We start from the raw sequence: 14594 nt of genomic DNA, 5'->3' as shown, positions 1-14594 counted from the left end.
ACCTTTAAGGTTCTTTCGTATTGAAAAGCTTGATGTCGTAACCTAATTCGTCTTCATCCTTCGTGATGTACTTGGTTGCAGACATAACCACGACTTTGTTGTCATTAAACTCAGGGTATGCCTTCTGCATAGCGTCTAGCAGAGGCTTCCAAATATTGTCTAAATCAGAGAGGCGGTTACGGAAAATAGCATCAACGTGGATTGCGATAGGTTTTGTAAAGTCAACTTGGAGCGTTTTGACAGGCGGGAGAAGTCTACAGACTTGTGCGCTCCATTTTCGGTATTTAGCACTGTCCACCTTACGGCCTAAGTGCATTTCATTGGTGGACAGTGGCTTAATACGAACGCTAAAGCGATCTACCAATTAGAAGTCACCATAATCTTCGTCGTCTTGAGCCTCAGAACGACCACCGAAGCTTGGAGCTGCACCTTCTCCATCTTCTACTGCATAACCTTCACCTGCACCAAATGTTGGTGCGTTACCGCCACCTTCGTAGATCTTGGCTTCTTTGATCTGAATATGTGTAGGTTGAAGCTGAATGAAAGCCTTACCTCGGAACTCTGATACATAAAACGCAAAGTTCAGATTTAGAACCGTACCAGCTGTTAGGTTTGGGACTTCAACTACAGGGTTCATTTTCATGTCCCATACTTTGAAAGGATACTCACCTTCCTCGAACTGACGAACCTTAAAATTGAACTCTACAGAACCATCGTCAAGGCGCTTGTAAGGACGCTTAGGGGACGGCTTAGCACCAAGTTCACGCGCTTGTTCTTCAAGTGTTGAGTCGATAGCACTAATAAGCTTTTCGGCCAACTCACCGTTCAATTCAGTAGCGAACTTAAAGGTTGGTTTATCTGGATCGTAAGTATCAGGCTTACCGATATTCACGTAACCTGTAAGTGTGATACCTGCTAGTTCTTTCTTTGCGTAAACGATCTTAAATGGCATTAAGTATCTACTCCTTTTGGTTGTTATTGTTTTCAACTTCTTTGCGAGGGTTTGATGAGTGAACAACACCATACTCATCAATGTAATATTGTGTTCTCATTATAAAATCCTTGTAATTCAATCTAATAGGAAGGGACTAGCTCACTCGGTCTTCTAGCTCTATTACGGCTTCCGTTAGATCTGTAATCGAGTCCTCTAGGTGAGGAGAAATATCGTTAGGGAGACAACACAAGAAAGTGTCAAAGGCATCAGAGAGAGCAGCGATAGGTTCACGGACAGATTCAAGATCCCGTTGCTGAGCTTTTAGACCTAGCTCGACCATTGCACTGATAGCTTCAACGTTGATGTTTCCCATGAGGGTTCGAATAGCCCAATCCATAGCGCATAAGTCAGAAATAAACTTGTGATCAATGGAAAACAGAGGTGATCGCGCTACTTCTCGCTGTGACATACCCATACGGACAAAGAACAAAGCGTTAAACGCTACGTTTTGTTTATGAATGCCTTCTTTTCCCGTCAAGTGACGGAAAGCAGTGATGTGTTTGTAAATGGTGCTAAGTGGCCGACCTAGCACTTTAGCCATTTGATGAGCTTCCATTCCCTCTCCCATTAGCTTTAAGACCTTCAAGGCTCGGTCATACTTAGGGTGCTTGGATGGATCTGTACCTGAAAACATAGAACCTCCTTTGTTTGTACCTAATAGGAAGGGAAGCAAAAAAAGACCGCCCCGAAGGACGGCCACAAAGTTCACACATAAGAATCAATAACGATGGTGAACTATTTGATAACATTAATTGCAGATAGAGCTTTTGTTTGCTCCTCCGAAGACATGGAGAAGAACATAGCAGCCCACTGCTCAATATCCACTTTAGGAGTTGCCGTGTGTTTCACTACATTTAACTCCTCTTGACGACATAGAGAGCTAATCAGGTTATCAACGTCTTCTGCTACATCATCTTCGAAGTCGTAGTCGTCTGTCAGTTCGATCACATCGTCATCCCAAGGGGTGCTCTTTTCCGCCATTTGGCTAAAAGTAGCAGGTTGATTTTCTAGGTCTTCGTTAGGGGTGTCCAAATTAGCCATTTGGCTAGATTGGACAGGTTGACCACCCAGTTCATCTTCTGAGGTGTCCAAATTAGCCATTTGGCTAGAATGGACAGTCTTAGATTCTTCGTAAGCTGCAATAACACGGATAACAGTTGTACGTGGACACTCAGTGATACGTGCGATAGCAGAGTTACTTTCCCCTGCTTCATGTAGCTTCTGGATCTCGTAGTCACGCTCCAAGTCGAACTCAGCGTTAGTATCTACGATTGCACGTTCAAATTTTCGTGGAGAGCACTTCAGGAGAGCACGAAGTTTATTCTTGTCCCATGCGAAGCGAGACTTCTTGAACTCATGTACACGTGACGAATCTTTAACTGCTCGGATGATAAGCTTCAGATCATCAACAGTAGCAGCCTTACCATGACGGGTGTTTACGTCGATAGCCTCAAAGAGAGCACCTTCGAAGTCCTCTACTTCTATTACATCAACCTCAATCTCTTCTGCACCTGCTTCTTTAGCACCAAGGATTCGATGAGTACCGTCCTTAACGTAATACTTAACGTCACCTTTTTCGTCTACTACACGAGAAAGAACAGGACGGTCTTGGAATTTACCGTCTGTTTCCCAAACTGAAGCTAGATCCGCTACGTGTGTTGCGTCTGTGTAGGTACGGAATTGAAGAGCACGTTCGAAAGTAATATCCGCAATAGCAACAGTCATAGTAGTTTTAGTCATTTCGTTCACCTTAACGTTAGTCTTTAAGAAATCTCTAAGGAGGAATCGCCATCACTCCTAAAGGAAGGGAGGTATTTGGAGCGGACGATTTAGGTGATTGCCTCTGAGAAATGACGTAAGGCGCACGTGTCGTTACATGCTTAGAAGTAAGGGGATCACAACCAGAGGCAACTAATGACAATTTTATTAATTTAGTTCAGCATAGTGAACAAAACACGAAGGTGTACTATTTGATTTTTTTTAAAGATTCACATAAGTTTTTCTAATCTGAAATTAAGCATAAAAAAAGGGACACCATACGGCATCCCTTACATTTAAATGGGTTTCATAATCAACAGAATGGATATTGTGCTAAACGTAGCTTATCAATAAGTGCTTCATCACCAAGCTCAGGGAACGGGATAATGTCCTTGTGATACTCTTCATCAATCTGTTCTTCTAGCTCTTTAGCAGTTCGCTTTAGGAGGTCTCTATCAAGCATATCTGCCATAGTGTTTTTTAGTAGAGTAACCATCGTCTCGGTATCCGCAGCGTGGACAGCGAAAGAATCATGAACTACTCGCCAGTGTTTGAGGCCATGCTCTTTATAACCCAATGAAAGAACCTTCAGTAACAAAGAGGCGTCCAGAGAATGAACCCAGTTAGGAGCTGCACCATTTTTCTGACCGTTAACATCAACCTCCCCTGTTAAACGTTGCGTTGTTGTCTGCATACGCTTCTGACCAGTAATCATAGAGTCGATTTTATACTTCTCTACTTTTTCATAGCGTTGCTCGACAATTAGACCTAGAGGTGTTGTCCAGCGCATCTTCTTACCTGACTTGGCGATTAACTCAGCATAACGCTGTAATGACTGCATCACTCTTGAAGGACGTTCAGCCATTGCACAAATAGCATCGTAATTGATGTTACCTGCCACAGTTGCCGCGTCTTTCGCATCCTTTAGAGTAGCCCAAGGGAAACCTAGAGAAGTAGGATCGCCCTCTTTGCCTACCACCTCGATTGCCTTGTTGTACTCAGGCTCTAGATGGTCAACGATAAGCTGATCACGCATACCGAATTGAGCAGAACCATAGAAGAACGTCATGGTGTTACGCTTCAGCCAGTTACGAGTAAAGCTGTGTTCATCCTTCATTGCGTAAGACCAGTTTAAGAGCTTCTCAGCATGTTCACGGTCAGCTTTACGTTGCTCTTCATCTTTAGCAATTTGTTCTTCGATTTTGGCTAACTGTTTAGCTACACGTTCAGCTTCTTTCTGAGGGTCTTTAAGAGGTCTTCCTTTAATCTCATAGTCTGCTTCACGGTACTTACGAGCCTCTTTCTCACCCTTAGCAACTTTACGCATCAAGTCAGAAGCAATACGAGCAGCTTCACCGTAAATGTCCTGCATGAACTCTTCACCGTTCTCATCTACCTCAGCAGGTAGGCAGTTAGTGAACTTCATTGAGGATTCGCAGCGAGTCAGCGTGCCTAGAATCTGAAGACCAGAACAAGACGCATCACAAGCGATACCAACACGGCTCTTGAACTTGGTAGGGTCTTCCATAGACCAAGCTTTAACTAGCTCACGAGCAGCTTGTAGGAACTGGAAAGGTTTATCTGTGTCTTCCCAACGGAAATCACTCATAGGGTTCGTTACGCACGACTCAATCATTTCTCTATGAGCCTCTACGTAAGCAATACGTTTCTTGAAGTTAGCCTTGTCGTAGCCCATCAGGTTAGCTACGTTGATTCGCATCCAGTCCCAACCTGTTTTACCTACTTCCTTAGACTCATCGAACAAGATAAGAGCCTTCTCATGGTCTGCACCTTGAGGGTTTAAAAGAGGTGTTGCGTAGTAAACACGACCGCGATCATCAGACTGTGTAGGAAAATATATTGATGAGTAATGCTTTAGACTCTCAGCGATCTCTATGGTACGTAGGAGGTTACTTCTCGCACCTGCTTTCTCTACCGCCTTTTGACGCGCTTTCTGCTTCTTCTTACGCCAATCAATTAGAGCCTTCACGATTACCTTGTGCTCACCGTCTAGACGCTTTAGGTATTCGTTATTTGAGATGCTCTTAGGCTTACTCTCCAAGATCATTTGAGCAGTTCGTAGGTCTGCTTCCATTAATGGTATTTCTTCCTCTTCATCGTTGAAGCTAGGTAGCTTGGCAAACTTACGAGGCTGCTTAACGATCATCTTTAATAGGTTAAGCGTCTCAACGTCAATGCAATGACCTGTACGTGAAGCAACATTATGACCATCAAGAAAATGAACGAACTCGGGGCTCTTAACTTCGCGTATCTGCTTTAGTAGTTCTCTGTTGCGAGTCTTAAAGAGTGAAAGTGGACTGTATGAAGTAAGGTATGCACCACCATCAGTCATACCCATTTTCCACTCTACAGGAGGTACAACCATAGGAAGACGGCAGTTAGCCGTTGCGATTACTGCTTCTGCGTGTTTATTGATTCTCTCAGCAGCTTTAGGAGATAACTTTAAGAAAGTGTCGATTCTTTTCATTTCCTCACCTCATAACAAAAAAAGCACCGAAGGCTATAAACCCTCGATGCTTAATTTTAAATATTTAGTTTATATGTTGCAACAAACAACAATGATGAACTTTTAGAAATAACTAGATGCGTTAACCTCACGTGTTTCAGTCTCGAACAAGTCAGTTGATTCCATTAGAACGTGAAGAATTATCTGACCTAAGACCACTTTTACATCAGGACTCCACTCTTCCCATGTTTGGTGATTAACTCTAAGAGAGTATTGAATCGCCCTCATGCGTCCTGCTGCGCTAGACTGTTGCTCCAGAGCTCGTTTTAATTTAGAAGTCAGCTTACTGTTTGCTTCTCGTTCCCGTATGAAGTTCACTGAGACCTCTACAAGATCACCTAAGCGGTGAACCACACCAGTAAGACTCACATTGTCCACTGAGTTTAACATTACGTCTAAAGCATCAGATATAAGCGCCTCACGGTCTTTCTTAGGTATTGTTTTTAAAATTGGTAGTAGCTTCGCTGTTTTACTTAACGAGTGATACTTACCTTCCAAAAACTTCTCAAAACCTTCGATTGCCTTATCTAACTGCGATTGAACCTCTTTACGTGAACCGTCTAGATCACCATACATTCCCATAGACGCCAATTGCTGCTGCCTCTCCCTCGCCTTCTTACGAGCATAAGCTTTAGCTTCTTCTTCTCGTTGACGTTGGATTAAATGTAGATGTGCTTCTTTTGGTGAAACTTCAATTGAAATAGTAGAACTCATATAGATACCCCTAAGTTATTCTTATACGAAGGGAGGTTATTTTTTAATCCAATCACTTTGAATATCTTCAAGTGTCTCGTGTATGTATTCCAAGTGACCAACCAATAACTGCCTATTCTCTGTAGAGTAAGCCTTCTCTGACACCTTCAAGAGATCCTCAAGTTTTTCCGTAGAGGGTAAGTCTTCTTGAGCATCTAAAAGAGCCTTCAAACGCCTCACATTGGACTTCAACTCATCTTGGATGTATGACCAGAACTGAGCCCCAAGGTGATCATTAATAGATTGGATGTAGGTTGCTTTAGCTGACTTACAAACAAGCTCAAATAGTCTTATATTGGTTGGTTTCATAGCCTTTACCTTAACGTTTATATCGGCATAAATTTATGATTTTAGTTCCGCATTGTCAACTAAACCTGATTGTTTTCTATTTGCCTTGTTGTACTTTCTCCTATCGACCTTATAGTAGCTTAGCTCAGGCATAGTGGAGAATTCGCTTTCAATAAGCCCCCTAGTAGCCTTAGCGTTAACCTTTAAGTCAAAAAGAGGCATACCGCTTGTAGTGACAGCCGACCAAACCCACCAATCCTGACCGTCAACCTTAGTCACTAAAATATGGTCTATCTCCCTCCGCAGGACAGCGTTCATTTTCACTCGCTTCTTGACCAAGTCCTCTTTATCAATCTGAGTGGTATTAAACCCGATCAACTCAACAATCTCGAAACTACTTCTAAACTTGCTATTCGCCTCTTCCTCTACGCGATCTAAAGAGCGTAGTTCTCTCTCTACTTCTTCTAAAGCAGCCTTCTTCTCTTTAGCACCTTTCTCTAGCTCGCTTAAACGGTTCAGGAGGAAAGCAGAAGGCTCGTCCATTAGCTCCAACTGGTTAGAGAGGTTAAGCATACGCTTGTGGGTTTCTTCTAAGTCTGCCTCTAGAACATCCCTACGCTCTTTAAGAGTCTTGATCGAGTCCTTGTTTTTACCTGATTGAACGTTCAGGACATCTACCCAATCAATTGAATGCACCGCCCTTAATAGAAGGGATTCAACACCATCGTAATCAAAACGTTTACTTTGACACGAGTCCATAAAGTCGTGGTTACAGCGGAGGTATTTATAGCGCCTGTCTCCTTTCTTCGTGATGTGAAGGCTCAAGTTACCTCCACAAGCACAACGTAGAAGACCTCTAAGGACATTCTCCCCCTCTTCAGCTGTGCGGCCTCTAGAGTGCTTACCTAAGATGCTCTGAACCTTCAAGAAAGTCTCGCGGCCTACCGCAGCAGGATAGAAGTTATCAATTGGATCTCCTTCAGGTACTTTCTTACCGTCTACACGGATATGCGGTTGATATTGACCGTAAACCGTTGGGGAGGACAGCCACTTACGAATCGTACTAACTTGCCATTTCGGAGCTAGGTCTTTACGAACATTACGGTTTCCCATTGGTGGGATACCTCGTTTAACTAGCTCATTGGTTATCGCACCTAAACCATGACCATCCAGCTTTAACTGGAAGATTAAACGGACAACTTGTGCGCGTTCTTCATCAAGTTCGTAATATGGCTCACCGTCTTTTGGAGTCACCTTGCGTATCCATGAAGGTACTCGGCCAACAATTGCCTTACCTTCTTCACGAGCCTGTCTGCGTCTTTCTGCTTTAGCTTGACGAACACGTTCAGATTTCACACGTGATTCATCGTGAGCACGTTCAGCAGCTAACGCCCATACCATGAGGTTCATGAAGTTATCGTTACCTTCTCTCTCGTGGAGACGCTTATCGTGTAACGTGTATATCTTCACACCTGCACGAATAATATCGAGCATCATGTAGACAGATTCTTGAGGATCTTGACGACTCATACGGTCTACGTTCTCTAGAATGAGAACACTACCTGAAGCTATAACACCTTCTTTTATGAGTTGTAGAATTGTACCGAAGTCACCATGCTTGAGGTGATGGCCGTGATAAGCAGAACGCCCTAAATCACGAAATGTTGTCTTTGAGAGTTGCCAGCCGTTTTCCTTGCAAGCCTTCTCAGTGGCTTCCATTTGACGGCGTACACCATCCCCTTTTATTTGCTCCTTGGTTGAGAGACGTAAGTAAGAATAAGCTGTTATCACTATTATCTTTCCACGTAGTTAAACACCGCGAGCCATTATATAATAAGGCTTCAGAGCCGCTCAACGAAGTTTTACCAAATGTGGATTTATTCTTGAAAAAATCAACCGCCACTATCATATAAATATCGAGATCGTACTCAAGGCCAAAACGCTGTTCATCCCAAGCCATAGAGGCAATAAGCGAATTCATTGCATGCTCAGCGCGATCCAAGTTTCCTTTGTCAACAAAGATTTCCAACGCAACTTTACGGCCAGAACGAGTCATGAAAGTGTCTTTTAACACGTCAAAATCGCCGGCTACCAAAGCGAATAAATACGCAGGTTTAGGGTAAGGGTCAGACCAACGTACCCAATGACGGCCATTGTCAAGCTCCCCTTTTGCCTCACAGTTACCATTGCTAAGTAGATAAGGGTAAGAATGTTGTTCAGCAATAATCGTCGTCGTAAACACCGCAAGCACATCGGGCCGATCCAGGTAATAGGTAATACGACGAAACCCCTCGGCTTCACACTGAGTACAAAACGCACCATCGGATTTGTAGAGTCCTTCTAATGCGGTGTTATTAACAGGATCGATTGTCGTCACAATGCGCATCTCAAAATGTTCTGGTAATTGTTCAAGTACCAGTTGTCCTTTGCGCTCTTGATAATGGCTCCAAGGCTTACCGTTAATTTCGACGGTTTGGAGATGCAAATCTTCGCCATCGAGCAATAAACGATTGTCACTTCCATGCTGTGAAACGGTAGAGACCGCCTCAATGTGAGTTTGATGATCATCGAGTTCAATCGTTAATGCTATCTGTGAGATAAGGTGTGAAGGCGGTGTGTAATCATGACGATATTTGGCTTGTGGAAGCTCAGACATAGTTAAGTCCTTGTTATAGTTTATACCCTTCTACTTTATATCAGCTTGCAAGAATCAGCAAAAAACACAGTTGATATTGAACTTGTTTTATAATAATAACGAACAGAACATGAATACTGTATTTATATACAGTATTTAATTTTCGCTAACAGGGTTACTCATCTTTACCTTAAGACTTGTCTTTTTAATTTTGCCACCACATCACCACTTTCGCTGATCAACTCAAGCTGATTACGACGAACTTGATAACGACTGCTTTCTTCACCTAATTCATATAGAAATACTAAGTACTGTTTGTCGATATAAAAAATACCCGTTCGGGTTTGATGTTCACCGCCAGAGCCACGAAGCGTCATTGAAAAAAGAAAATCTGGTTGAAGTCTTAGATCAAGCTGAGTAAGCCAAGTTGGATGCCCTTTATTATCCGTTAGTGAATTGCTGCTCCATACTCCTGCCAATGGTGAAGGCAATTTTTTTGTAAAATGAACGCCATCTAATACCAATTGGTTGTGACTGAATTGATAGTGATACGTTTGCGGTGTTGAAGAGTTCGCACCCAGTATTAAATTAGCACGATCGGCTTGATAAACACCGCGCCACTCTCTCACACTTTGGTCAGATTGATAAACAAGAAATCTAAATTGGTAATCAGAATCTAAAGTTAACTGTAAGCGTTCGAAGGAAACTGGGTGCTCACGCGACTTAGAATAAAAATTCCAATCACCTAATAAAAAAGGTTGCGGAAACAGTGAGGGGTCTTCAAAGGCACGGACCGGGCTTGAGATAAAAAACGAAGCGAGGATACCAACAATAATTTGACGACAGACAAGCGTTTTCATCATACGCCTCCTTAGTTACTTAAAGCTTAGTCTTCTATCAGGCATAATCCAAATAATAGCCATAAAAAAACCCTTCACGAGGAAGGGCTTGTGATAACGAGAATATTCATTGCTATTTTGATTGCCAATTGAGCATGTCTATCATCACATCAACCGACTCATCTAAATAAGCATCTGGCGCTTGATAGTCCTTAGGAATCGACTCAACATCGGGATAAATTGACTCTCCGGACTGTTGGCGACGAAGATTAACACGCTGTAATTGTTTGTTGTCATCTTGCTCTGTTTCAGCCAAACGGGTTTTCTCGTTCAAAGAAATAAAGTTGTTTTCAGTATTGTCTTGGTATTCTTTTATGTCTTGAAGAATAAAAGAAAACTCCATGTCCTGACCGACCCGTTGCTGATGCTGCTTGTTCAAGTAGGCAATTTCACTGCGTTCATCAGCCAAGGGCAAATATTCCGCTTGTTTTATCTGATCCCATGGCAATGCATTGTCTTCAACACTTTCACCGGTATCTTTAGGATCTATCGCCGTTGGATAGGAAACATCAGGGATCACCCCTTTGTTTTGAGTACTACCACCGTTGATTCGATAGAATTTCTGTATCGTATATTGCACGTAACCTAAATCGATATCGGACAAATCATATATGTGATTGAGTGAGCGATGTTGTTGAACCGTGCCTTTGCCAAATGAATTCTCACCAAGGATAATCGCTCGGCCATAATCTTGCATTGCTGCGGCAAAGATTTCGGACGCAGAAGCGCTATAGCGATTGATCAATACTGTCATTGGCCCAGAGTAACTCACTTTGCCATCAGTATCGCGGTTGACATTGATCCGCCCATAACTATCGCGAACCTGAACAATCGGCCCTTCAGTGATAAATAACCCAGACAGTGCCGTAGCTTCAGATAATGCGCCGCCACCATTGTTACGCAAATCGACAATAATACCGTCAACGTTTTTCTGTTTCAGCTCAGTTAACAATTTATCAGTATCTTCAGAAAGTCCGACATAAAAACTAGGGACCTCAAGGACACCTATTTTTTTTCCTTCTTTATCGATGACTTTTGATTTGACAGCTCGGTCTTCTAAACGAATTGTATCTCGGACAATAGTGACAACGTGACTTTTAGCGCCTTTCCCTTGCGGAACCACTTGTAAGTAAACCTTAGATCCTTTCGGGCCTTTAATTTGCTCAACAACATCATCTAAACGCCAACCAATAATATCTTGGATTTTTTCCCCTTCTTGTCCCACTCCGACAATTTTATCACCTTCATTCAGTTGATTACTTTTGTCTGCAGGGCCACCAGCAACTAAAGATCGAATGACGGTGTAGTCATCATCACTTTGTAAGACGGCACCAATGCCCTCAAGTGACAAACTCATCTCGGATTGAAACTGCTCTGCACTGCGAGGTGATAAATAACTGGTATGAGGATCGACAGAACGAGCAAATGCATTCATGTAAAGCTGAAAGACATCCTCACTGTGTGTCTGACTCAAACGTTTTATCGCACTGTTGTAGCGTTTGGCCAACGTCGTTTTAATCTCTGGCCACTCTTTACCAGTCAGTTTTAAATTTAACGCGTCATACTTAACTCTTTTACGCCACAAATTCTCAATTGCGTTTTGATCTGTAGGCCACGCTTCGTCACTGCGATCAATTTCAATACTTTCATCAGTTTCAAAAGTCATTGGCGTATCGAGTAGACTCAAGAAATACGACAATTGTTGATAACGCTTTTTCATCGACAAGTTATATAAGTCAAAAGCGATGCTGGTTTCCCCGGACTTGAGCTGATCATCAAGTTCAATTGACCAAGGTTGAAAGCCTTCAATTTCTTTTTGCGTGAAAAGGTTGTGGTTGTAGTCCAGCATTTCCATGTATCGCTCGAAAATCGATGTCGAAAATTCATCGTTGAGCTGGAAATGTTTATAATGCGAGCGGGTAAAACGCGACGTCACTCTTTTACTGGCAACTTCGTGCTGGGGTTCAGCCTGCAAAGTAGGTATGTCTTTTAGGCTAAGCGTTGGCTCAACAGCTTGAGCTGTGGCTGCCAGCGCAATACTGGCAGCAATAAATGTAATTTTAGAAAGGCATTTCATGCGTAGGAGATTCTCCGTTATGCACGTAGATGCTCCGCTTTAACAACCATTTGTAGGCCATTGGCGAGCTGAACACGCACATCATCCTTGTTAATTTCGACTATCGTCGCGGCCATATTTCCCTTGCCTACATTGACATTGACAGCTTTGCCATTTTCTAGTTCATCAGAGGCAAGTGCACGAGTTTCAACGGGCTTAGGAGACGGCTTTTGCGACTTCGGTTTGCTACGACGAGCAGGAATATCTTTACGCGGTTTAGATTTAGCTTCTTCACGCGCTTGATTGTTTTTTTCTTTACGACGAGCAGCCGCTTTGGCTTTACTCTCGGCAAGCGTTGCTTTCGCATGTTCAACGTGCTCTTCTTCAAGCTCCCCACTCGGTTGGCCATCAAGATCAACACGAACCGCCCCTGGTTTTACACCGTGCAGGTATCGCCAAGAAGACGTGTACTGACGCAAAGCCGCGCGAAGTTGAGTTTTACTGACTTTTTCATCGTCAGCAAGGCGTTCAGCAAGATCTTGAAAGATACCTATTTTTAAAGGCTTCGCTTCACCTTCTAGAGTAAAGCATTGAGGGAATAGTTCAGCAATATAGGCAATGATTTCTTTGCTGTTTTTTAACTTTTCAGTCATGAGGGTTCCTGATTGTTGCGGCTAGTCCGCAGAGGATGAAAAATATTGAAGTATTATAATGGCCAAATTATGAAAAACCACAACAAGACGCGGAATTATGCGGCATTCGTGTGCGAATTAAGCAATTTCTCGATTTCTGTCATCAGATAAGTCAACCCTTGCTCATCTACGTCGGAAAAGCGACCGATCACAGGGCTATCAATATCAAGTACGCCTGCAATTTTACCATTAAGAGAAAACGGTATCACGATTTCGGCGTTACTCTGTGCATCACAAGCGATGTGTCCTACAAAGTCGTGGACGTTTTCGACACGCTCAACACGTTGATTAGCCACGGCAGTACCACAAACGCCTTTGCCAACGGGAATGCGTACACAAGCGGGTTTTCCTTGAAAAGGCCCCAGTACTAATTGTTCTTCACCGTCGAGTAAATAAAACCCAACCCAATTAAGATTATCCAAGCTCATCGATAACAAAGCACTGATGTTTGAGAGGTTTGCAATCAAGTTACTCTCACCATCAATCAAAGCGACGGCTTGTTTAGTCAGAGATTGGTATTGCTCAAAAGTCATTTAAAAACCTATTATTACGCTAAATCATGTACAATAAAACCTCATACTATCACCGTAAACAGACATGGTGTACAGTGAAAAGTAATGTTAAAGTCTTTTTTATTTCCACTCGCTGAAAAAACACTCAGCCTCAACGCCTTTTCTGTGCTTAATTTGATCAAAGAAAGCAGCGCGGCAATGGTCAATAGGTTGTTTTTTTCAACGCCGATACAGGAAACTTGAGTGTCAGATTTAAAACACACGACATCAATTCACAAGCATTGTCACGGCTGCCACCTGCCCGTGACTCAACCAAAATTAAAAAATGGCCAATCTGCTATTTGCCCTCGATGTCGAAGCTTACTGTATCGCGGTGGTGAAGCATCGCTTGATGGTAATCTAGCCATTGCCATTACCTGTCTGATGCTTTTTTTGCCAAGTTGTTACTACCATTTCATTCACATACATCTGTTGGGTATGGATATTAAAGCCACCTTACTCACTGGTATTTGGGGGATGTTTAAAGCCGATTTTGACTTCTTAGCCATCGTCGTCTTATTTTGCAGCCTTATTGCACCTTTGATCGTTTGTGCATCGGTGATCACTGCGCACTATGCTTTTCACAAACGCAGTTTTCGACTTTTAAGAAACTCGATGACGGCTCTCAAGCACATGAAACATTGGATGATGATCGATGTCTATTTGGTGAGTGTTGCCATTGCCTGTTTTAAACTTCGAGATTATGCTGATATCTTTATTGGCCCAGCCCTTTACTGCTTGGTTTTACTACAAATCCTCACGATTTTATTAATCATAAGAGCAAGGCCAAGCCAGTATTGGCAGCATTGGAAACACGAGCGCAACTATCAATTCGAACAATTTGACTACCATTGCTTAGAGTGCAATTTATCCCAACCAACAGGTAGCCATTGTGCGCGTTGCCACGCGGCGCAACACAAAATCAAACCGAATGTGTTTAGTCATACATGGGCATATTTATTGACGGCTTTGTTTGCCCTAATCCCTGCAAACTATCTTGCTATTTCGGTGTTTACCACTAATGGACAGCGCGCTGAAGACACTATTTTTTCTGGAATTACAACACTGGTCGGCAATGGCTTTTACGGCATTGCCGCTATCATATTTATTGCATCCATCGCGGTCCCCGTAGCAAAAGTTATCGGTTTATTGTTTATTTTGATTGTAACCCACTGCTGGCCGCACCTTTGGCAAAAAGAACGCATGGCGATTTATTTTGTTGTCAAATGGATTGGTAAGTGGTCTGTTATGGACTTATTCGTTATCTCGATAATGATGACTTTGATTGATCGCGGTCAAATTTTAAATTTTATGCCAGGGATAGGAGCGGTCGCCTTTGCGTTCGTCGTTATTTTTACTATGCTGGCAGCTGAAAGTTTTGATCCAAGAGTCATTTGGGGCTACTCACAAACTAACACTCAACACGGAAAATAATCGCAAA

13 protein-coding genes and 1 pseudogene are annotated in these 14594 nt (G+C 42.8%); 1 reads left to right on the top strand and 13 read right to left on the bottom strand.

Features of this window, described 5'->3' with window-relative positions; genetic code table 11:
• Positions 1-4: 4 nt before the first annotated feature.
• The 13 genes and pseudogenes from AB0763_RS06630 to AB0763_RS06570 form a co-directional block, all read right to left on the bottom strand.
• Positions 5-364 (bottom strand): RusA family crossover junction endodeoxyribonuclease, encoded by a 360-nt coding sequence (locus AB0763_RS06630; RefSeq protein ID WP_306099961.1) that lies wholly within the window; start codon positions 362-364, stop codon positions 5-7.
• Positions 365-952, bottom strand: coding sequence for a single-stranded DNA-binding protein (locus tag AB0763_RS06625; RefSeq protein WP_306099960.1), 588 nt, complete (start codon positions 950-952; stop codon positions 365-367).
• A gap of 136 nt (positions 953-1088) precedes the next feature.
• Entirely contained in the window at positions 1089-1628 is a 540-nt protein-coding gene (locus tag AB0763_RS06620) for a resolvase (RefSeq protein WP_306099959.1), read from the bottom strand.
• 101 nt (positions 1629-1729) lie between these two features.
• The gene (locus AB0763_RS06615) at positions 1730-2734 is read right to left on the bottom strand and encodes a ParB N-terminal domain-containing protein (protein ID WP_306099958.1); all 1005 of its coding nucleotides are present in this window, start codon (positions 2732-2734) and stop codon (positions 1730-1732) included.
• A gap of 331 nt (positions 2735-3065) precedes the next feature.
• On the bottom strand, positions 3066-5240 hold the full coding sequence (locus tag AB0763_RS06610) for a DNA-directed RNA polymerase (RefSeq protein ID WP_306099957.1): 2175 nt from the start codon (positions 5238-5240) through the stop codon (positions 3066-3068).
• Between the two features lie 102 nt (positions 5241-5342).
• Positions 5343-5993 (bottom strand): hypothetical protein, encoded by a 651-nt coding sequence (locus AB0763_RS06605; protein WP_306099956.1) that lies wholly within the window; start codon positions 5991-5993, stop codon positions 5343-5345.
• Between the two features lie 36 nt (positions 5994-6029).
• The gene (locus AB0763_RS06600) at positions 6030-6341 is read right to left on the bottom strand and encodes a hypothetical protein (protein WP_306099955.1); all 312 of its coding nucleotides are present in this window, start codon (positions 6339-6341) and stop codon (positions 6030-6032) included.
• Between the two features lie 33 nt (positions 6342-6374).
• Positions 6375-8111: a recombinase family protein gene (locus tag AB0763_RS06595; protein WP_306099954.1), complete on the bottom strand. Its 1737-nt coding sequence runs from the start codon at positions 8109-8111 to the stop codon at positions 6375-6377.
• A 94-nt stretch (positions 8112-8205) separates the two neighbouring features.
• Positions 8206-8976 (bottom strand): annotated as a pseudogene (gene pepN, locus AB0763_RS06590) (aminopeptidase N); the annotation flags it as partial.
• A gap of 164 nt (positions 8977-9140) precedes the next feature.
• The gene (locus tag AB0763_RS06585; protein ID WP_306099952.1) at positions 9141-9818 is read right to left on the bottom strand and encodes a hypothetical protein; all 678 of its coding nucleotides are present in this window, start codon (positions 9816-9818) and stop codon (positions 9141-9143) included.
• 109 nt (positions 9819-9927) lie between these two features.
• Positions 9928-11931 carry a carboxy terminal-processing peptidase gene (prc, locus tag AB0763_RS06580; RefSeq protein WP_306099951.1) on the bottom strand — a complete coding sequence of 668 codons (2004 nt, stop codon included), beginning with the start codon at positions 11929-11931 and terminating at the stop codon, positions 9928-9930.
• Positions 11932-11948: 17 nt separating this feature from the next.
• Entirely contained in the window at positions 11949-12563 is a 615-nt protein-coding gene (proQ, locus tag AB0763_RS06575; protein ID WP_306099950.1) for an RNA chaperone ProQ, read from the bottom strand.
• A gap of 95 nt (positions 12564-12658) precedes the next feature.
• Entirely contained in the window at positions 12659-13135 is a 477-nt protein-coding gene (locus AB0763_RS06570; protein WP_306099949.1) for a GAF domain-containing protein, read from the bottom strand.
• Between the two features lie 222 nt (positions 13136-13357).
• On the opposite strand from AB0763_RS06570, the gene AB0763_RS06565 reads away from it, so the two are divergent.
• Positions 13358-14587, top strand: coding sequence for a paraquat-inducible protein A (locus tag AB0763_RS06565; RefSeq protein ID WP_306099948.1), 1230 nt, complete (start codon positions 13358-13360; stop codon positions 14585-14587).
• Positions 14588-14594 lie beyond the last annotated feature (7 nt).

Origin of the sequence: Vibrio sp. HB236076, assembly GCF_040957575.1 — a bacterium.
Classification (GTDB): domain Bacteria; phylum Pseudomonadota; class Gammaproteobacteria; order Enterobacterales; family Vibrionaceae; genus Vibrio.
The sequence above is the reverse complement of the archived record's forward strand: the minus strand, read 5'-3'. Positions and strand labels throughout refer to the sequence as shown.